This is a genomic window from Armatimonadota bacterium (assembly GCA_035527535.1).
GTDB lineage: Bacteria > Armatimonadota > Hebobacteria.
This window is the reverse complement of sequence record DATLAK010000024.1, coordinates 1-18,012: the sequence shown is the minus strand read 5'-3', so window position 1 is coordinate 18,012 and position 18,012 is coordinate 1. Positions and strand designations below refer to the sequence as shown.

18 protein-coding genes and 1 tRNA gene are annotated in these 18,012 nt (G+C 70.1%); 15 read left to right on the top strand and 4 right to left on the bottom strand.

The genetic code is table 11. The features are described from left to right. Positions 1-30: 30 nt before the first annotated feature. The 15 genes from VM221_01265 to VM221_01195 all read left to right on the top strand — a co-directional run bounded on the left by VM221_01265 (position 31) and on the right by VM221_01195 (position 13,989). Positions 31-1,629, top strand: coding sequence for a D-aminoacylase (locus VM221_01265; protein HUT73445.1), 1,599 nt, complete (start codon positions 31-33; stop codon positions 1,627-1,629). A gap of 82 nt (positions 1,630-1,711) precedes the next feature. Further along, a complete protein-coding gene (locus VM221_01260; protein HUT73444.1) occupies positions 1,712-2,743 on the top strand; it encodes a Gfo/Idh/MocA family oxidoreductase in 1,032 nt (343 codons plus the stop codon). Between the two features lie 202 nt (positions 2,744-2,945). Then, a complete protein-coding gene (efp, locus tag VM221_01255) occupies positions 2,946-3,509 on the top strand; it encodes an elongation factor P (GenBank protein ID HUT73443.1) in 564 nt (187 codons plus the stop codon). A 16-nt stretch (positions 3,510-3,525) separates the two neighbouring features. Continuing rightward, positions 3,526-4,014 carry an acetyl-CoA carboxylase biotin carboxyl carrier protein subunit gene (locus VM221_01250; GenBank protein HUT73442.1) on the top strand — a complete coding sequence of 163 codons (489 nt, stop codon included), beginning with the start codon at positions 3,526-3,528 and terminating at the stop codon, positions 4,012-4,014. Continuing rightward, positions 3,995-4,381 (top strand): hypothetical protein, encoded by a 387-nt coding sequence (locus tag VM221_01245; GenBank protein HUT73441.1) that lies wholly within the window; start codon positions 3,995-3,997, stop codon positions 4,379-4,381. Before VM221_01250 ends, VM221_01245 begins: the two co-directional genes overlap by 20 nt. A gap of 53 nt (positions 4,382-4,434) precedes the next feature. Next, the gene (gene accC / locus VM221_01240) at positions 4,435-5,787 is read left to right on the top strand and encodes an acetyl-CoA carboxylase biotin carboxylase subunit (GenBank protein ID HUT73440.1); all 1,353 of its coding nucleotides are present in this window, start codon (positions 4,435-4,437) and stop codon (positions 5,785-5,787) included. A gap of 7 nt (positions 5,788-5,794) precedes the next feature. Next, positions 5,795-6,292, top strand: coding sequence for a transcription antitermination factor NusB (gene nusB / locus VM221_01235; protein ID HUT73439.1), 498 nt, complete (start codon positions 5,795-5,797; stop codon positions 6,290-6,292). Next, positions 6,289-7,563, top strand: coding sequence for an exodeoxyribonuclease VII large subunit (xseA, locus tag VM221_01230; GenBank protein ID HUT73438.1), 1,275 nt, complete (start codon positions 6,289-6,291; stop codon positions 7,561-7,563). Before nusB ends, xseA begins: the two co-directional genes overlap by 4 nt. After that, entirely contained in the window at positions 7,560-7,802 is a 243-nt protein-coding gene (locus VM221_01225) for an exodeoxyribonuclease VII small subunit (GenBank protein HUT73437.1), read from the top strand. The genes xseA and VM221_01225 overlap by 4 nt, the downstream gene beginning before the upstream one ends. Before the next feature lie 36 nt (positions 7,803-7,838). Next, positions 7,839-9,737, top strand: coding sequence for a 1-deoxy-D-xylulose-5-phosphate synthase (gene dxs, locus VM221_01220; GenBank protein HUT73436.1), 1,899 nt, complete (start codon positions 7,839-7,841; stop codon positions 9,735-9,737). 130 nt (positions 9,738-9,867) lie between these two features. Continuing rightward, positions 9,868-10,152 (top strand): co-chaperone GroES, encoded by a 285-nt coding sequence (gene groES / locus VM221_01215; GenBank protein ID HUT73435.1) that lies wholly within the window; start codon positions 9,868-9,870, stop codon positions 10,150-10,152. Between the two features lie 91 nt (positions 10,153-10,243). Further along, positions 10,244-11,863 (top strand): chaperonin GroEL, encoded by a 1,620-nt coding sequence (gene groL / locus VM221_01210; protein HUT73434.1) that lies wholly within the window; start codon positions 10,244-10,246, stop codon positions 11,861-11,863. A gap of 261 nt (positions 11,864-12,124) precedes the next feature. Then, a complete protein-coding gene (gene hpt / locus VM221_01205) occupies positions 12,125-12,670 on the top strand; it encodes a hypoxanthine phosphoribosyltransferase (GenBank protein HUT73433.1) in 546 nt (181 codons plus the stop codon). Positions 12,671-12,759: 89 nt separating this feature from the next. Further along, positions 12,760-12,984 (top strand): NifU family protein, encoded by a 225-nt coding sequence (locus VM221_01200; GenBank protein HUT73432.1) that lies wholly within the window; start codon positions 12,760-12,762, stop codon positions 12,982-12,984. Positions 12,985-13,167: 183 nt separating this feature from the next. Further along, the gene (locus VM221_01195) at positions 13,168-13,989 is read left to right on the top strand and encodes a TIM barrel protein (GenBank protein HUT73431.1); all 822 of its coding nucleotides are present in this window, start codon (positions 13,168-13,170) and stop codon (positions 13,987-13,989) included. On the opposite strand, the gene mobB is transcribed toward VM221_01195, so the two are convergent. The 4 genes from mobB to VM221_01175 form a co-directional block, all read right to left on the bottom strand. Further along, positions 13,984-14,487, bottom strand: a complete 504-nt coding sequence (gene mobB, locus VM221_01190) for a molybdopterin-guanine dinucleotide biosynthesis protein B (protein HUT73430.1) — start codon at positions 14,485-14,487, stop codon at positions 13,984-13,986. The genes VM221_01195 and mobB overlap by 6 nt on opposite strands. Further along, positions 14,484-16,013, bottom strand: a complete 1,530-nt coding sequence (gene xylB / locus VM221_01185) for a xylulokinase (GenBank protein ID HUT73429.1) — start codon at positions 16,011-16,013, stop codon at positions 14,484-14,486. The genes mobB and xylB overlap by 4 nt, the downstream gene beginning before the upstream one ends. Positions 16,014-16,055: 42 nt before the next feature. Beyond that, positions 16,056-17,096, bottom strand: coding sequence for a thiamine-phosphate kinase (thiL, locus tag VM221_01180; GenBank protein ID HUT73428.1), 1,041 nt, complete (start codon positions 17,094-17,096; stop codon positions 16,056-16,058). 137 nt (positions 17,097-17,233) lie between these two features. Continuing rightward, a tRNA-Leu gene (locus tag VM221_01175) sits at positions 17,234-17,319 on the bottom strand. Positions 17,320-18,012 lie beyond the last annotated feature (693 nt).

The following is an 18,012-nucleotide window of genomic DNA, read 5'->3' as shown; positions in this document are numbered from 1 at the left end:
CCGCTGCATCGGCGCGAGGATAACGGAGATATGGCTTGCGACCTGACATTCCTTTTCCGCGGGGCCACCGTCTATGACGGCGCGGGGACGCCGCCGGTGGTGGCCGACGCCGGCGTCGCCGGCGACCGCATCGCCCTGGTCGGGGACGCGGAGGGCGCGTGCGCCTACGAGGTGCTCGACTGCGCGGGGCTGGCGCTGGCGCCGGGGTTCATTGACCTCCACGGTCATTCCGACCACCTGCTGCTGGCGGCGCCGCACGCGGAGAGCAAGGTGCTGCAGGGGGTGACGACCGAGGTCGGCGGCAACTGCGGGGACTCGCCCGGGCCGATGGTCGAGACGGTGCGCGCCGAGGCGCAGGCGGCTCTGGCCGAATTCGACATGAAAGTCGCCTGGGAGACGCTGGGGGAGTTCCTGGACTTGCTGGAGCAGCGCGGCATCGGGCTCAACTTCGCCTGCCTGGCGGGGCATGGCAACCTGCGCGCGGCGGCCATGGGATATCGCCGGCGGCCGGCCTCGCCGGCCGAGATTCGCACCATGCAGGAGCTGGTCACGGCGGCGATGCGCCAGGGGGCGTGCGGCCTGTCGAGCGGATTGATCTACCCGCCCGGCATCGCGGCCGATGCCGCGGAACTGGCCGCGGTGTGCCGGCCGGTGGCGGAGATGGGCGGCTTCTATGCGACCCACGTGCGCAGCGAGGGCGCGCGGCTGCTCGAGGCAGTGGAGGAGGCGCTCGAGGTCGGCCGACGCGCCGGATGCGCGGTGCAGCTTTCGCACCATAAGGTGTGCGGGGAGGCGAACTGGGGATTAGTTGAGCGCAGCCTCGAGCGGCTGGACGCCGCCTGCGCAGACGGCATGGAGGTCACCGCCGACCAGTATCCCTACACCGCGACCGCCACCGCACTCTACGTGCTGCTGCCGGAGTGGGCGCAGGAGGGCGGGGCGGAGCCAACGGCGAACCGCCTGCAAGACGAGCAAGTCCGGCGCCGCGCCGCCGCGGAGCTGAAAGGCCGCCCGCGCCAGGACTGGGAGCGCATCCGCGTCTCGCAGGTCATGAGCGAAGAGTGTCGCTGGGCGGAAGGGCTGACGATGGCGGAGGTGGCGCGCCGGCTGAAGCTGAGCGCGGCCGAGGCGGTGATCGAGCTGCTGGTGCGCGAGCGCGGGCATGTGGCGATGGTGCGGTTCGCCATGAGCGAGCAGGATGTGGAGCGGGTGCTGCGCCACCCGGCGGTGATGGTGGGCAGCGACGCCGCCGCCCGCGCAACCAGCGGGCCGCTGGCGCGAGGCAAGCCGCATCCGCGCGCCTTCGGAACCTTCCCCCGGGTGCTCGGGCACTATGTGCGCGAGCGAAAAACCATCGGCCTCAGCGAGGCGATCCGCAAGCTGACGAGCCTGCCGGCGCGCCGCCTGGGGCTGGAGGACCGCGGCATTATCCGCCGCGGCGCCTACGCCGATCTCGTTCTGTTCGACCCCGACCGCATCGCCGACCGCGCCACCTATGACGATCCGATCCAGCCCCCGGCAGGGATTCGCGGCGTGTGGGTCAATGGGCGGGCGGTGGCCCGCGACGGAGAGCTCACGGGCGCGCTCCCCGGACGGGTGCTGCGCGGGCCGGGGTTCGTGCGCGGCTGAACCCGGGCGGAAGGGATTCCACCGCGGAGACCGCAGAGTTGTAAGGGCGGTTCGCGAACGGCCCTTACGCAGGGAGAACACGATGAAGCGATTACGGTTTGCGGTGATCGGCGCGGGGACCTGGGGAACCACCCATGCCCGCATCTTCGCGGAACACCCGGCGGTCGAGCTGGCGGCGGTGTGCGACGCTGACGAGCAGCGCGCGCGCGTGGTCGCGCAGAGCGCCAACGCCGGGCGCTGGACGACGCAGATCGGCGATATCGCGGGCGATGACTCCATCGCCGCGGTCGGCATCGCCACCCCCGACTTCGCGCACACCGCGCCCGCGCTGGCGGTGCTGCGGGCGGGCAAGCACCTGCTGGTGGAGAAGCCGCTCGCCCTCACCGTCGCCGAGTGCGAGCAGATCATCGCCGCCGCGCGCCAGGCGGGGGTCAAGCTCATGGTGGACTTCCACAATCGCTGGAGCCCCCCGTTCTTCAAAGCCAAGGCCGCGCTCGACGCGGGAGAGATCGGCAAGCCGATGTACCTCTACTACCGGCTCAGCGACACCATCTGGGTGCCCACGCAGATGCTGAGTTGGGCGAGCAAGTCCACCGTCGCGTGGTTTCTGTCGAGCCACTGCCTGGACACCATCCACTGGCTACTGGGGGAGCGGCCGACGCGCGTCTACTGCGTGCGGCGCTCGCGGGTGCTGGCGGCGCGCGGCATCGCCACCCCCGACTACTACCAGGTCACCCTCGAATTCCCGAGCGGCGCCACCGCGCTGATGGAGAACGGCTGGATCCTGCCCCAGACCACGCCCAACATTGTTGACCTCAAGTGCGAGATCGTGGGCGACGAGGGCGCGCTCTACATTGACGGCAGCCACCATCGCATGCTGGAGCGCTATACCGCCACCGAAGCCGCCTACCCGGATACGTTCGTCATGCCCACCGTGCACGGTAAGCCGGGCGGGTTCGCGGTCGAGAGCATCCGCCACTTCGTCGAGTGCGTGGTCGAGGATCGCCCGCCGTTGGTGACCGGCGAGGACGGCCTGGCGGCCACGCGGGTGATCGCGGCGATGGAGCAGTCAGCCGACGCGGGGCAGGTAGTGGAGATCGCCTGGGACCGCTAGACCGCGCGCCCGTTGGATTGCTCACCTGGTGAGAAGGGCCCCCGCAGGAAGTGGGTAGTGCCAAGCCCTGGAGGGGGAGTTTATTCTCCGGTCCCCACGTTCCGCGAACACACCCACGTCCTTGACTTTTGCCGCGGCCGATAGTACACTCCACTTGGGCCGCGAGCGCCCGCATTATTCCTTCACCGGCAGATGCGCACAGATGATATCCACCGCTGATTTCAAGCGCGGTCTCACCATCGAGCTTGAGGGTGAGGTCTTCCAGATCGCCGAATTCCAGCATGTCAAGCCGGGCAAGGGCGGCGCCTTCGTCCGCACCAAGCTGCGCAATATGCGCACCGGCAATGTCTTCGATCGCACCTTCCGCGCGGGCGAGCGCATGGAAGCCGCCCACGTCGAGCGCAGGCCCATGCAGTATCTTTACCGCTCCGGGTCCGACTACGTGCTCATGGACCTGGATACCTACGACCAGATCACGCTCAGCGATGGGCAGATCGGTGATCGGGCCCGCTACCTGAAGGAGGGCCTGGAGGTGGCGGTGGCGATGCACGGCGACCGCCTCATCGGCGTCGAGTTGCCCGACTCGGTGGAACTGCGGATCGCCCACACCGACCCCGGCTTACGCGGCAACACCGCCTCCGGGGGCTCCAAGCCTGCGACCCTGGAGACGGGGGCGATGGTGGAAGTTCCACTGTTCCTGAATCCGGGTGATCTCATTCGCGTGGACACTCGCAGCGATCAGTACCTGGAGCGCATCTCCGCCTGACGGGACGAAGCAAGCGATGGCGAAGCCCAATCTGCAACTGGAACGCGTGCGGGAGCTCATCGCCGTCATGCGCGAATCGGGAGTAAGTGAGCTCGCAATCGAGTTCCCGGACTTCAAGGTCAGCCTCAAGCGCGACCCCGTGGACGAGGATGCGGCAGGGGCGCAGCACCCCGACCGGTCGGGGCAGCCGTCCGCGGCGGAGGCGCCGGGCGCGAGCGCCCAGGGGCCGGCCCTGCTGCCGGTAGCGGCGGCGTTGGTAGGCACCTTCCGCGCCGCCGGCGAGCACGGGCAGCGGGTGGCGCCGGGCGACAGCGTCTCCCGCGGCCAGGTGATCGGGGCGATCGAGGCGATGCGGGTTCCCAACGACATTGTGGCGCCGGCCGCCGGCATCGTGCGCGAGGTGCTGGCGTCCGACGGGGCGCCGGTCGAGTACGGACAACTGCTGATGCTGATCGAGCCGCTGGCGGCGACCGAAGGAGCGGAAGTTGAAACGGAATCGCTCTGAGGCGGGCTTTCTCACCTTGATCGAGCTGCTGGTGGTGACGGTCATCATCATTCTGGTGGTGTACATGGTGTACGGTCAGCGCGGCCCGGTGGGGCCCGGCGGCGGGGGCGCCGTCGGCCCCAGCGGTGAGGGGCTCTCGCCCGCGGGCGCCGCTATCGAGCAAGCGCGCAAGGTGGAGTGCCAAGAGAACCTGCGCGGCATCCGCCAGGCCGTCGCCGCCCATCGTATCTCCAGCGAGGCGCCGCCCAAGTCGCTTGAGGACCTGCGGATCGGCGTGACCTCCTGCCCCAGCTCCCACAATCCCTACGTTTACGACCCGCAGACGGGCACCGTTTACTGTACCACCCCGGGGCACGAAGGGCTGTAAGCGCCCTCGCGCCTCGCACAGCGGCAGCGGCCCCTGCGGCGGAGATCAACTTCGTGTTCAAGAAGATCCTTATCGCCAACCGCGGCGAGATCGCGGTGCGCGTGATCCGCGCCTGCCGCGAGATGGGCCTGCGCACCGTCGCCGTCTATTCCCAGGCGGACGCCGGCTCGCTGCACGTGCGCCTGGCGGACGAGGCCGTGTGCATCGGCCCGCCCCCCAACCGCGACAGCTACCTCAATCTACCCAATATCATCCAGGCCGCCCTCATCACCGGCGCCGACGCCGTGCACCCCGGCTACGGCAACCTGTCCGAAACCGCCGCCCTGGCCGAGAACTGTGACGCGTGCAAGCTCACCTTCATCGGTCCCAGCGCCGCCACCATCGAGGCCTTGCAGGACAAGGCCCAGGTCAAGCAGGTGATGCGCGGCGCCGGGGTGCCCGTCATCCCCCCGGAGGACGGCGCGGTCGTTTACAACGACCAGGACGCCCTCAAGCTCGCCTCCAAGCACCGCTACCCGATGATGATCAAGGCCGCCGCCGGCGGGGGCGGGCGCGGCATCCGCATCGTCCACGACGACGACGACCTGCTGCGCACCCTGCCCATCGCCCGCGCCGAGGCGCAGGCCGCTTTCGGTCGCCCCGAGGTCTACCTCGAGCGCTTCCTGGAGGAGCCGCGCCACATCGAGTTCCAGATCCTTGCCGACAAGCGCGGCAACATCGTGCACGTGGGCGAGCGCGAGTGCTCCATCCAGACCTCGCGCCACCAGAAGCTGCTGGAGGAGTCCCCCTCCACCGCCCTCAATCCCTCCTTGCGCCACCGCATGAGCGAAGCCGCCCTGCGCGCCGCCAAAGCCGTCGGCTATGCCAACGCCGGCACCGTCGAGTTCTTGCTCGACTCCGACGGCAAGTTCTATTTCCTGGAGATGAACGCCCGCATCCAGGTTGAGCACCCCGTGACCGAGGCGGTCACCGGCCTCGACCTGGTCAAGGACCAGATCCGCCTGGCCGCGGGCGAGAAGCTGCCCTACTCGCAGAAGGACATCCAGGCCCGGGGCCACGCCATCGAATGCCGCATCACCGCCGAAGACCCCCTCTGCGACTTCGCCCCCGCCGCCGGCGCCGTCAACGGCCTGACCCTGCCGGGCGGCCCCGGGGTGCGCGTGGACACGCATCTCTACCCGGGCTATCACGTGCCCTCATACTACGACCCCCTGCTGGCCAAGCTCATCGTCTGGGGGCGCGACCGCCGCGAGGCCATCGCCCGCGCGCTGCGCGCGCTCGACGAGTTCCGCATTGACGGCCTCAAGACCACCATCCCCTTCCACCGCGAAGTGCTGACCAACGCCTTCTTCCGCAAGGGCGAGACCTGCACCGATTTCATTCGTCGGCGCATGGGGTTGCAGTAGGCCTACCATGAGGACACGGCGCGCCGCGCGCGAGCAGGCCCTGCAGTGGCTCTACCAGGTGGACGTCGGCAAGACCGACCTCGAGGACGCCCTCGCCGAGGCCCATCGGATCCTGCAGCCCGAGGGCCTCGCCTTCGCCTGCCAGCTCCTGCGCGGCGCGGTCGCCAACATCCAGACGATTGACCCCCTCATCGCGCGCTACGCCGAGGACTGGAGCCTCGACCGCATGGCGAGCATTGACCGCAATGTCCTGCGCCTCGCGGTGTTCGAGATCCTCCACCTGCCCGACATCCCGCCCAGCGTCTCGATTGACGAGGCGGTGGAGCTCGCCAAGAAGTACAGTACCGCCGAGTCCGGCAAGTTCGTCAACGGCGTGCTGGGCAGCCTGCTGCGCGACCTCGAGCAGGGCGTCGTCGCCGAGCCGGTGGCTGCCGCCCAGCCCCAGGTCCCCAATCCCGAATCCGAGGATCGCGAGCAGGCGCCCCCCGGGGAGATGGAGGCATGAGCGAGCTCGCGCATTCCGCCGCCCCCACCGACCGCTTCGTCTTCAGCGTGCGCCAGCTCACGCGCTACGTGCGCACGCTGCTCGAGCGCGACCAGGGGCTGCGCGAGGTCTGGGTGCGGGGCGAGGTCAGCAACTGCGTCGCCCATTCCTCGGGCCACATCTACTTCACGCTCAAGGACGAGGCGAGCCAGTTGCGGTGTGTGGCCTTCAGCGACCACGCGCAGCGGCTTGCTTGCCTGCCGCAGAACGGCGTCCGCGTGCTGGTGCACGGCTCGGTCTCCGTCTTCGAGCGCGCCGGGCACTACCAGCTCTATGTCACCGAGGTCATCGCCGACGGCGTCGGCTCGCTCCACCTGCGCTTCGAGCAGCTCAAAGAGAAGCTGCGCGCGCAGGGCCTCTTCGACCCCGCGCGCAAGCGCCCGCTGCCGACCTTCCCCCGGCGCATCGCCGTTATCACCTCCGCCGACGGGGCGGTGTTTCACGACTTCTCGGTCATCGCGCGCCGGAGGTGGCCGGGGGTGCGCATGGAGCTCGTCCCGGCGGCGGTGTCGGGGCCGGCGGCGGCGCCCGCGTTGGTGCGCGCGCTGGCGCAGGCGGCCGCGCTGGCGCAGGTGGAGGTGATCGTGCTCGCGCGCGGCGGGGGGTCGCTGGAGGAGCTGTGGCCGTTCAACGAAGAGGCGGTGGCGCGCGCCATCGCCGCGGCGCCGCTGCCGGTGGTGAGCGCGGTGGGGCACGAGACTGATTTCACCATCGCCGACTTCGTCGCCGACGTGCGCGCGCCGACGCCGTCGGCGGCGGCGGAGATGCTGACCCCGGACGCCGCGGAGCTCTCCGCCCACCTGCTGCGGTTGGCGCAACGCGCGCGACGGGCGGCGATGCGCGCGGGGGAACGGCGGCGACGGGAAATCGAAACCTGGCGCGGACGCCGCGTGCTGGCGACCCCGGCGGCCATGCTCGCGGAACCGCGCCAACGCAGCGATGAGGCGCTGCGGCGCCTCCGCGTCGCGGCGGCCGACGGGATCAACCGCCGCGCCGATCGCGTGGCGGCCCAAGGGGAGCGGGCGCGGGCATTGGATCCGCTGCGGGTGCTGGGGCGGGGTTACTGCGTGATGCGGCTGCCGCCGCAGGGGCGGGTGGTGCGCTCGGTCTCGCAGCTAGCCCCGGGCGCCGAGGCGGAGGTGGTGGTTAGCGATGGCTCGGCATGGTGCGAGGTCGAGCGGGTGACGCCGCGCAAGACCGATGCCGGCTCCGCCACACAGGGGGAAGCATGAGGCGAAAAAAAGTAACCACCGATGCCGGCGGCGAGCGCGGCAAGCCCAAGTCCTTCGAGGATGCGCTGGCGCGCCTGGAGCAGATCGTCGAGCGCCTCGAAAGCGGCGAGGAATCGCTGGAGGATTCGCTGCGCCTGTACGAGGAGGCGACCGCCCTGGGGCGCTACTGCCAGCAGCGGCTGCAGGCCGCCGAGCAACGCATCGCCAAGCTCGCGAACGAGGACCAAGAAGAAGCGTAGGGGCACAGTACGCTGCGCCCCCGGGCCAGGCTGACGATGTCACTGTTGAGCACCATCACCGGTCCCGCCGACCTCAAGCCCCTGTCGCGGGCGCAGTTGGTTGAGCTGGCGGACGAGATTCGCGGACGCCTGATCGCCGCGGTCTCGCGCACCGGCGGCCATCTCGCCGCCAACCTGGGTGTGGTCGAGCTCACCATCGCCCTGCACTACGAGCTCGACAGCCCGCGCGACAAGATCCTCTGGGACGTCGGCCACCAGTGCTACACCCACAAGCTGCTGACCGGGCGCGCCGCCGGCCTGCCCACCCTGCGCCAGCGCGGCGGGATGTCCGGCTTTCCCCGCCGGGCCGAGAGCCCACACGACTGCTTCGACACCGGCCACGGCAGCACTTCGATCTCGGCGGCGCTGGGCGCGGCGATCGCCCGCGACCTCAGACATCAAGACCACGCGGTGGTGGCGGTCATCGGCGACGGCGCCATGACCGGCGGCCTGGCGTTCGAGGCCCTCAACCACGCCGGGCACCTGGGGCGCGACCTCATCGTGGTCCTCAACGACAACCAGATGTCCATCTCGCGCAACGTCGGCGCCCTCGCCCGCTACCTGGGGCGCGTGCGGGCGGAGCCGCACTACCTGCGCGCCAAGGAGAACTTCGAGGCGGCGCTGCAACGCCTGCCGCGCGGCGCCGCGGTGCTGGAGGCGGTGGAGAAGCTCAAGGCCGGCGTCAAGCACCTGCTGGTGCCGGGGATACTGTTCGAGGAGCTGGGGTTCACGTACCTGGGGCCGGTTGACGGCCACGACCTGGAGGCGCTGATCGAGACGCTCCGTCACGCCCGCACCCTCAAGGGCCCGGTGCTGCTGCACGCGGTTACCACCAAGGGGAAGGGCTATGACCCCGCCGAGCGCGACGCCAGTCGCTTCCACCGCACCGCCCCCTTCGACATCGAATCCGGTGAGCCCGCCGCGCCCGCCGGCGGCTGCCACTTCACGTCGCTGTTCGGCGCGGAGCTGGTGCGCCTGGCCGCGGCAGACCCCCGCATCGTCGCCATCACCGCCGCCATGCCCGACGGCACCGGGCTGGCGCCGTTCCTTCAGCAGTTCCCGGATCGCTTCTTCGACGTCGCCATGGCGGAGGGCCACGCGGTGACCTTTGCCGCGGGGCTGGCGGCGGCGGGGCTGCGGCCGGTGGTGGCGGTCTATTCGACCTTCCTGCAGCGCGCCTACGACCAGCTCCTGCACGATGTCTGCTTGCAGGGCTTGCCGGTGGTGCTGGCGGTCGATCGCGCCGGCCTGGTGGGGGAGGACGGCCCCACCCATCACGGCCTCTTCGATCTGAGCTACCTGCGGCACTTGCCGAACATGACCGTCATGGCCCCGCGCGACGGCGATCAGCTTGCCGCCATGCTGCGCACCGCCCTCGCCGGTGACGGCCCTGCCGCCATCCGCTATCCGCGCGCGGCGACAGCGCTCACCGGCCCGGAGCCAGCCTCGGCCCCCATTGCCGCCGGCACCGGGCAGATGCTGCGCGAGGGGGAAGACCTTGCCCTGCTGGCGGTCGGGAGCATGGTCGCGCCGGCGTTAGAGGCGGCGGAGCTGCTGGCGCAGCAAGGGGTCGCCGCTGCGGTCGTGGACGCGCGCTTCGTCAAGCCGCTCGACGAGAAGCTGATCCTCGACCTCGCGCGACGCGGCGGCGGCCTGGTCACCATCGAGGAAAACGCGCTGCAAGGGGGATTCGGCAGCGCGGTGCTGGAGCTGCTGCAGGCGCACGGCGTCGCGGCGCCGGTGCGGCGCGTGGGCATTCCCGATCGCTTCATCGAGCACGGGCCTCGCGCGGAGCTGCTGGAGTCACTCGGCCTGACGGGCGCGGGTATCGCCCGCGCCGCCGCCGAGGTTTACGCGGCCTGCGGACCTATCGTGCGCCACCCCGCTCCCGGGTAGCTCCTGCTGCGCCCGCGGCCGGGCGCCAGCTTGATCGGTCTGGACAAGGCGGCGGCGTGCGCCTATACTATTACTTCGCCGCAGCACGAAACCAGGCGCCGCGCGCCTAGGAGCTTAAGGAGGTAGGAACATGATCAGGCCTGTCGCAGATCACCTGGTGGTGACGGTGACGGAGGCGGAGGAGAAGACTCCCTCCGGGATTCTGCTGCCCGACACCGCGCAGGAGAAGCCGCAGAAGGGCAAGGTGGTGGCGGTCGGCCCCGGCCGCATCCTGGACAACGGAACGGTGGCGAAGCCCGAGGTCAAGAAGGGCGACGTCGTGCTCTTTACGAAGTACGGCGGCACCGAGATCACCATCGGCAAGAAGGAATACATGGTGCTGCGCGAGAGCGACGTGCTGGCGATAGTCGTCTAGCGGCGCATCAACCCCGCTCCCTCTGGGCGGGGGCGGGATAAGCGGACTACGGTCGCGAGGACTTCGCGGCGAACCGAGGAGGCTGACGATTATGGCAAAGGATTTGGCATACAGCGAGGAGGCCCGGCGCGCGCTGGAGCGCGGGGTCAACATCCTCGCCAACGCGGTGCGCGTGACCCTGGGGCCGCGCGGCCGCACGGTGATGCTGGAGAAGAAGTTCGGCTCGCCGACCATCATTGACGACGGGGTCACCATCGCCAAGGAGATCGAGGTCGAGGACCGCTTCGAGAACCTGGGCGCGCAACTGGTGAAGGAGGTGGCGTCCAAGACCAATGACGTGGCCGGCGACGGCACCACCACCGCCACCGTGCTCGCGCAGGCGATGATGCGCGAGGGGATGAAGGCGGTGGCGGCGGGCGCCAACCCCATGTTCATCAAGCGCGGGCTGGAGGCGGCGCGCGACGCGGTGGTCAAGCACATCGCCAAGTCCGCGCTCCCGGTCGAGACCAAGGCCAAGATCGCGCAGGTGGCGGCGATCGCCGCGCGCGAGAAGCGCATCGGCGAGGTCATCTCCGAGGCGATGGACAAGGTCGGCAAGGACGGCGTCATCACCGTCGAGGAGGGCAAGAGCGCCGAGACCACGCTCGAGCTGGTGGAGGGGATGCAGTTCGACAAGGGCTACATCTCGCCCTACATGGTCACCAACGCCGAGCGCATGGAGGCGGTGCTGGAGGATCCCTATATCCTCATCTACGAGAAGAAGGTCTCGACGGTGGCGGACCTGCTGCCGGTGCTGGAGGCGGCGATGCGCGCGGGCAAGCCGCTGTTGATCGTGGCCGAGGACGTCGAGGGCGAGGCGCTGGCGACGCTGGTGGTCAACAAGCTGCGCGGCACCTTCACCGCGGTCGCGGTCAAGGCGCCCGGCTTCGGCGATCGCCGCAAGGCGATGTTGCAGGACCTGGCGCTGCTCACCGCCGGCAGCTTCATCTCCGAGGATCTCGGGGGCAAGCTCGAGAACGTTACCACCGACATGCTGGGGCGCGCCAAGCGCGTGATCGTCACCAAGGACGACACCACCGTCGTCGAGGGCAAGGGCAGCGCCGAGGCGATCCAGGGGCGCATCGCCCAGATCAAGCGCGAGATCGAGGACACCGACTCCTCCTATGACCGCGAGAAGCTGCAGGAACGTCTGGCCAAGCTCGCCGGCGGCGTAGCCATCGTCAACGTCGGCGCCGCCACCGAGACCGAGCTCAAGGAGCGCAAGCACCGCATGGAGGACGCCCTCTCCGCCACCCGCGCCGCGGTCGAGGAAGGGATCGTCGCCGGCGGCGGGGTGACCTACCTCAACGCCGTCCCCGCGCTCAAGCAGGTGCGGCTCAAGGGCGACGCCGCCATCGGCGTGGACATCATGCGCCGCGCCCTGGAGGAGCCCGCGCGCCAGATCGCCAACAACGCGGGGATGGAGGGATCGGTCGTGGTCGCCAAGATCAAGGCCCTGCCCGCGGGCCACGGCCTCGACGTCATGACCGAGAAGTACGGGGACATGATGGAGGCGGGGATCGTGGACCCGGCCAAGGTCACGCGCAGCGCGCTGGAGAACGCGACCAGCATCGTCGCCATGATCTTGTCCACCGAGGCGGTGGTCGCGGAGATCCCCGAGGAAGAAAAGGCGCCGCCCGCGCCCCACGGCCACGGCATGCCGCCGTATTAGTGTTGCGTCAACGATGAATTGATGGGTGTTCTTCGGGGTCGCACCGGGCGCGACACAGGTAGGGGCAAGGCATGCCTTGCCCCTACGGGCGGCTTCGCGCGATTGACATCGCGCGCCCAAGGAATCCCTCGAAACATGGTTGACGGAGCACCAGAGCACAATTGTCACTCTGAGGAAGCGCAGCGACCGAAGAGTCCCCTATCCTGGCGCATCAGGGGTAGGGGATTCTTCGCTGCACTCAGAACGACATGGCAAAGGCCAATGAGCGCTCACCCCGATGTCAGGGAGGTGCTGCTGACCGCCGACCGGATCGCCGCACGGGTGGCGGAGATGGGGGCGCGGATCAGCGCCGACTACCGCGACCGCGAGCCGGTGCTGGTGGGAGTGCTCGACGGCGCGGTGGTGTTCCTGGCCGACCTCATGCGCGCGCTGACCATCCCCGTGCGCGTGGACTTCGTCAAGTGGTCGAGCTATCGCGAGGGCGCTACCTCCTCCGGCGCGGTGCAGCTCCTCAAGGACCTGAGCCTCAATGTCGAGGGTCAGCACGTGCTGGTGGTCGAGGACATCGTGGACACCGGGCTGACCCTGCGCTACCTGCTGGAGAACCTCGAGACGCGCAAGGTCGCGAGCCTGGCGGTGGCGGCGCTGCTGGATAAGCCCAGCCGGCGTCAGGTGGAGGTGCAGCTCGACTACGTCGGCTTCCAGGTACCCAACGAATTCGTCGTCGGCTACGGGCTCGATTTCGCGCACCGCTACCGCAGTCTGCCCTACGTCGCGGTGCTCAAGCCGGAGATCTACGGCGGCTAGTGGTCGGGACGCACAAGGCAGCGGTTGACACGCCCCACGGCGGCGGGTATGCTTGGAGCAGGTCGAATTGACTGCGGAAAGGAAGCTCCATGCGCGAAAAGGTGCAGCAAGCGATAGACGACATCCGCGTGCGCCTGCAGGCCGACGGCGGTGACATTGACCTGGTGGACGTGGACGAGCAGGAGGGGATCGTCAAGGTGCGGCTGAAGGGGGCCTGCGTCGGTTGCCCGATGGCGCAGATGACGCTGCAACGCGGGGTGGAGCAGGTGCTCAAGGAGCAGGTGCCCGGGGTGCAGCAGGTGGTGGCTGCCTAGCCCGCGCGGTCGCATGTCGGCGACGTACTGAGGCCGGTGGAGGGTTCCACCGGCCTTTGCCATGGCTGAGGGGAGAAAGGTCGAGCGCCCCCGCGTGGCGTAGTCAGTGACGCTTGCGGGCGAGCCCCGCAGGCCAATCCGCCGGGAAGCGCGTGCGCCTCCCGGCTGGGGTGTGGAGAGATCATGCTACTGGCACTGTCCGCGCGCATGTTCGAGCAGCGCACCGGCTACGAGCTGGGCCTGGAGGAGCTGGCGTCGCTGCTGGCGGAGATCGGCTACGACGGCATCGAGCTGCGGCGACGCCAGGTCAATGAGACGTCGAGCCCGGCCGAGCTCGCCACCATCCGCGACGTGCTGGGGCGGCGCGGTCTGCGCTGCGCCAATGTCACCGCCGCCGGACTGGAGAACGCGGCGGCGGTGGATGACGCGACGCGCCTGCTGGGGGTAGCGCTGGCGCTCAATTGCGGCCTTATCCGTGTGCAGCTCGTGCGCGAGGCGGAGATACCGTTCGCCCAGCAGCTCGCCGACCGCGCGGCCGAACGCGGCCTGCGCGTCGCCAGCCCCATCCACAGCGGCACGCTGTTCGCCAATATCGAGATGGCGCGCCAGACCCTGGCCATGATCGGGCGCGCCAACTTCGGGGTGGCGTTCGAGGCAAGCCAGCTCATGTTCGACGACCGCGAGCACGGCCAGGCGGCGGTGGAGGCCTTGGGGGAGCACGCGTTCGCGTGCTTCCTGGAGACCCACAAGCCGGCGCCGGCCGACGGCGAAGCGCCCGCGGCGGTCATGATCGGCGGGCGGCCATGGCTGCCGGCGCTGCCGGGGGACCCGGGCTCGGCCGACATTCCCTCCGTCTTTCGCGGGCTCAAGGCGATTGGCTTCGACGGCCCCATCGTCGTGACCTGTGCGCGCCATCCCGAGGTGCCCAGCCGCGAGCTCGCTCGCATGTGGCATGACTACGCGCGCCAGGCGATGGCCGCGGCGGGGCTCACTGCGTCCTCATAGCGGGCGCTTGATCTCGGCGGCGACGAGGTCGGCCAGGCCCGACGCATCGTCGAACGCGAGCACCGGCGCCCCCGTTTTCATCGCGCCATCGGCAACCACCGCCAGCAACTGGTGGGGCGGGGTTTGCACGTCGCCTCCCTGTTCGGCGCGCATGACCTCGATCTTGGGCGTCGGCGCCCGCCGGAAGCCCTCGGTCAACACCACGTCGAGGTCGGGCCCCAACAGCGCCGCCGCTTCCGCCAGCGGCAGTTCCCCCTCCAGCGCGCGGATGACGGCGACCCCATCGTCGGACATGATCCCCACCGCCGCCGCGCCCGCACGCCGGTGACGCCAGGTGTCCGTGCCCTCGCGGTCCATCTCGAACCCGTGCCCTGCATGCTTGAGCACCCCCACTCGCAGGCCGCGCCGGGTCAGCTCGGCGATGAGGCCCTCCAGCACCGTCGTCTTGCCGGAGTTGCTGCGGCCGACCACGGAGACTACGGGCGTCACCCCCGTCACTGTAGCAGCCGCCCCACCTCGGCGAAGCGGTCCTTGAGCGACGCGTACAGCGCCTGGTAGATGGGGTAGTAGGCGTCGTAGCGGGCCGAGGTGTCGGGGTCGGGCCGGGTGCGCTGATTGACGGAGATGGTGCGGTCGCAGGCCTCCTCGACACTGGCGTAAACCCCCGCGCCCACGCCCGCCAGCAGCGCCGCGCCGAATGCCGGGCCCTCATCTACATTGATCGTCACCAGCTCGGCGCCGAAGACATCGCTCTGAATCTGCCGCCACAGGGCGCTGCGGGCGCCGCCGCCGGAGGCGCGCACCTGGGACATGGGCAGGCCCATCCCGCGCAGGATCTCCAGCGAATCCCGCAGGCCGTAGGACACCCCTTCGAGGATGGCGCGCACCAGGTGCGGCCGCCCGTGGCGCAGGCTCAGGCCGAAATAGACCCCCCGTGCCCAGGGGTCGGGGTAGGGGGTGCGCTCGCCGGTGAGGTAGGGCAGGAAGATCAACCCTTCGCAGCCGGGCGGCGCCGAGGCCGCTTCTGCGGTCAGCAGCTCGTAAGGATCCACGCCGCGTTTCTTCGCCTCCGCGACCTCCGCTTGGGCGAGGGCGTCCCGATACCACCGCAGCGACCCCCCGGCCGACAGCATCGCCCCCATGACGTGCCACTTGCCCGGCACCGCGTGGCAGAAGGTATGAGTGCGCAGCCTGGGGTCCACGCGCGGCTCGTCCATGTGCGCGAAAACGACGCCGGAGGTGCCGGTGGTGACGGAGATGACGCCGGGGCGGACGATGCCGTTGCCCACCGCGCCCGCCGCTTGATCTCCTCCGCCGCCGACGACGGGTGTGCCTGCCGCCAGCCCCGTGGCCTCCGCGGCCGCGGGCGAGATGCCCCCCGTCACCGCCGGCGATTCGTGTACCGTCGGCAGCATCGCCTCCGATAAGTCGAGCGCCGCCAGCATCTTCGGCGACCAGCGCCGCCGGGCAATGTTGAGCAGCGAGGTGCCGGACGCATCCGACACGTCGGTCGCGAACTCCCCGGTCAGCAGGAAGCGAATGTAATCCTTGGGCAGCAGGAGCTTGCGCACGCGGGCGTAGGCTTCCGGCTCGTTCTGGCGCAGCCACACGATCTTGGGCGCGGTGAAGCCGGTGAGCACGGGGTTGAGGGTCTCCTCGACGACGGTTTTCTCGCCGGCGCGGTCGGTGATCCAGCGGCACTGGTCGGCGGTGCGCTGGTCGCACCACAGGATCGCCGGCCGGATGACCTCGCTGCGCTCGTCCAGGAAGACCGACCCGTGCATCTGCCCGGACAGGCCCATGCCCGCGATCTCCTGCGGCGGGATGCCGCTCTGCTTGAGCACCTGGCGGATGCCCGCGGCGGTCGCTTCCCACCAGTCCGCGGGGTTCTGCTCCGCCCACGCGGGCCGCGGCGTCAGCAGTGGGTACTCGTGGGTGCTGCGCGCGACGATGCCGCCGTCCGCTCCTACCAGCAGCACCTTCGCGCCGGTGGTGCCAACGTCAATGCCAACCAGGTAGCTCAAGGTTCCCTCCGCCTCCGCCGCCGGTTGCCCGCAGTCTGCGGGCTAGCGGTCGGATGGTTCGCCGAAGTGATCGAACGCCCCGCCCAGCGTAGCCTCGATTCCGTCCGCGGCGATGAGCACGACGCCGCGCGCGGCCTCGACCACCTCGCCGACCGCGGTCAGCGCCGTTCCCGTCTCGTGATGCAGCAGCTCCGCCAGGCCCTCCGCCGCCTGCGGGCGCACGGCGACCAGCAGCTCGTAGTCCTCGCCCCCGCGCAGGGCCAGCGGGAGCGGATTCAGCCTCAGCCTCGCCGCCACCTGCTTGCACGCCGCGCCGACAGGCAGCCGCTCGCCATGCAGACGCACGCCGACGCCGCTCTCCTCGGCGATGTGCGCCGCGTCGCCCGCCAGGCCGTCGCTGAGGTCTATGGCGGCGGTCACCTGGCCGCTGCGCGCCAGGATGCGCGCCTCGTCCACGCGCGGGGCGGGGCGCAGGTGCCGGGTGACCGCGCTCTCCTCGCCGGCAGCCGGCGATTCCCCCGCCTCCAGCAACCGCAGCCCCGCGGCGGCGTCGCCGAGGGCGCCCGTGACCATCAAAACCTCCCCCGGCCGCGCCCCCGACCGGCGCAGCAGCAGCCCTTCTTCCACCTCGCCCAGCAGCGACACCGACACCATGACCCCGCCGGTCGAGCCCACGATGTCGCCGCCGATCACGCTCGCCCCGTACTCGGCGGCGGCGGCGTCGAGGCCGTCGTAGAGAGCGTCAACGAAACCCGCATCGAGGTCGCCGGGCCCCTCGACTGCACTCGGGACAGGCAGGCTCAGACACACCAGGGCGTGGGTCGGCTGGCCGCCCATGGCGGCGATGTCGCTGAGGCTCTGCGCCATCGCCTTCCAGCCCAGGTCGCGCGGGGGCATCCAGCGCCGGCGGAAGTGAACGTCCTCGACCATCGCGTCCACGGTGAATAGCAGCAGCCGGCCCTGGTCGGGCTGCACCGCGGCGGCGTCGTCGCCGGGACCCACCACGACGCCCGCCGGCGACTGCGGCCAGCGGGCGCGCAGGCGCGCGATGAGGCCGAATTCGCCCAGGTCGCTGAGTTTCATCTTCGCACGCTTCGGTCCGTGGATCGCGTCAGAAATGGCGCAGTGAACCCTGCGGTGCCCTGTCAACGTCTATTTCGCGTGGAGCCGCTCTGTCGGCGTACGTCGGCCATGGGGCTGCTCGCAGCCGGGCATGGCGGTGGTGCCGGGGGCGGGAGTCGAACCCGCATGCCCTTGCGGGCCGAGGATTTTAAGTCCCCTGCGTCTTCCGTTCCGCCACCCCGGCGCGCCCCGATCAAGACTGATCGGGGCGAGAGCAGGTGAAAGTTGAAAGGTGAATGTAGGGGCGCAGCATGCTGCGCCCTCACCCGAATCGCCTGCGGTCTCCTCTCTACTCTCCCCTATCCTCGGGCCGCGCCAAGAATAGCACCCAGCAGGTGAAAGTTCAAGCGCGGGAGGCCGCATCCGTAGGGGCGCACGGCGTGCGCCTCATGTGGCACACCCGCCCCCGGGTGTGTGTGCCCCGACTGGTCGGGGCGCGGAGTTCACAGGCGAGGGCGCCCCTCGGCAAGCTCGGGGCAGGCTCTGTGCCACATTCCTCGGTGCGATGGCCCAAGTCCAGAGCCATGGTGGGGGGCGTGCCTGTCGTATGTGACCGCAATGTAGGGGCGCGGCATGCTGCGCCCTCACCCGAATCGCCTGCAGTCTCCTCTCTACTCTCCCCTATCCTCGGGCCGCGCCAAGAATAGCACCCAGCAGGCGAAAGTTCAAGCGCGGGAGGCTGCATCCGTAGGGGCGCACGGCGTGCGCCTCATGTGGCACACCCGCCCCCGGGTGTGTGTGCCCCGACAGGTCGGGGCGCGGAGTTCACAGGCGAGGGCGCCCCTCGGCAAGCTCGGGGCAGGCTCTGTGCCACATTCCTCGGTGCGATGGCCCAAGTCCAGAGCCATGGTGGGGGGCGTGCCTGTCGTATGTGACC

What these genes read in the sequence shown, in the direction of transcription:
- groL (HUT73434.1), top strand. Translation starts at nt 10,244, where the DNA reads ATGGCAAAGGATTTGGCATACAGCGAGGAGGCCCGGCGCGCGCTGGAG.
- VM221_01225 (HUT73437.1), top strand. Translation starts at nt 7,560, where the DNA reads ATGAGGCGAAAAAAAGTAACCACCGATGCCGGCGGCGAGCGCGGCAAG.
- groES (HUT73435.1), top strand. Translation starts at nt 9,868, where the DNA reads ATGATCAGGCCTGTCGCAGATCACCTGGTGGTGACGGTGACGGAGGCG.
- efp (HUT73443.1), top strand. Translation starts at nt 2,946, where the DNA reads ATGATATCCACCGCTGATTTCAAGCGCGGTCTCACCATCGAGCTTGAG.
- thiL (HUT73428.1), bottom strand. Translation starts at nt 17,096, where the DNA reads ATGAAACTCAGCGACCTGGGCGAATTCGGCCTCATCGCGCGCCTGCGC.
- VM221_01195 (HUT73431.1), top strand. Translation starts at nt 13,168, where the DNA reads ATGCTACTGGCACTGTCCGCGCGCATGTTCGAGCAGCGCACCGGCTAC.
- VM221_01265 (HUT73445.1), top strand. Translation starts at nt 31, where the DNA reads ATGGCTTGCGACCTGACATTCCTTTTCCGCGGGGCCACCGTCTATGAC.
- VM221_01250 (HUT73442.1), top strand. Translation starts at nt 3,526, where the DNA reads ATGGCGAAGCCCAATCTGCAACTGGAACGCGTGCGGGAGCTCATCGCC.
- xseA (HUT73438.1), top strand. Translation starts at nt 6,289, where the DNA reads ATGAGCGAGCTCGCGCATTCCGCCGCCCCCACCGACCGCTTCGTCTTC.
- hpt (HUT73433.1), top strand. Translation starts at nt 12,125, where the DNA reads ATGAGCGCTCACCCCGATGTCAGGGAGGTGCTGCTGACCGCCGACCGG.
- VM221_01260 (HUT73444.1), top strand. Translation starts at nt 1,712, where the DNA reads ATGAAGCGATTACGGTTTGCGGTGATCGGCGCGGGGACCTGGGGAACC.
- VM221_01200 (HUT73432.1), top strand. Translation starts at nt 12,760, where the DNA reads ATGCGCGAAAAGGTGCAGCAAGCGATAGACGACATCCGCGTGCGCCTG.
- nusB (HUT73439.1), top strand. Translation starts at nt 5,795, where the DNA reads ATGAGGACACGGCGCGCCGCGCGCGAGCAGGCCCTGCAGTGGCTCTAC.
- dxs (HUT73436.1), top strand. Translation starts at nt 7,839, where the DNA reads ATGTCACTGTTGAGCACCATCACCGGTCCCGCCGACCTCAAGCCCCTG.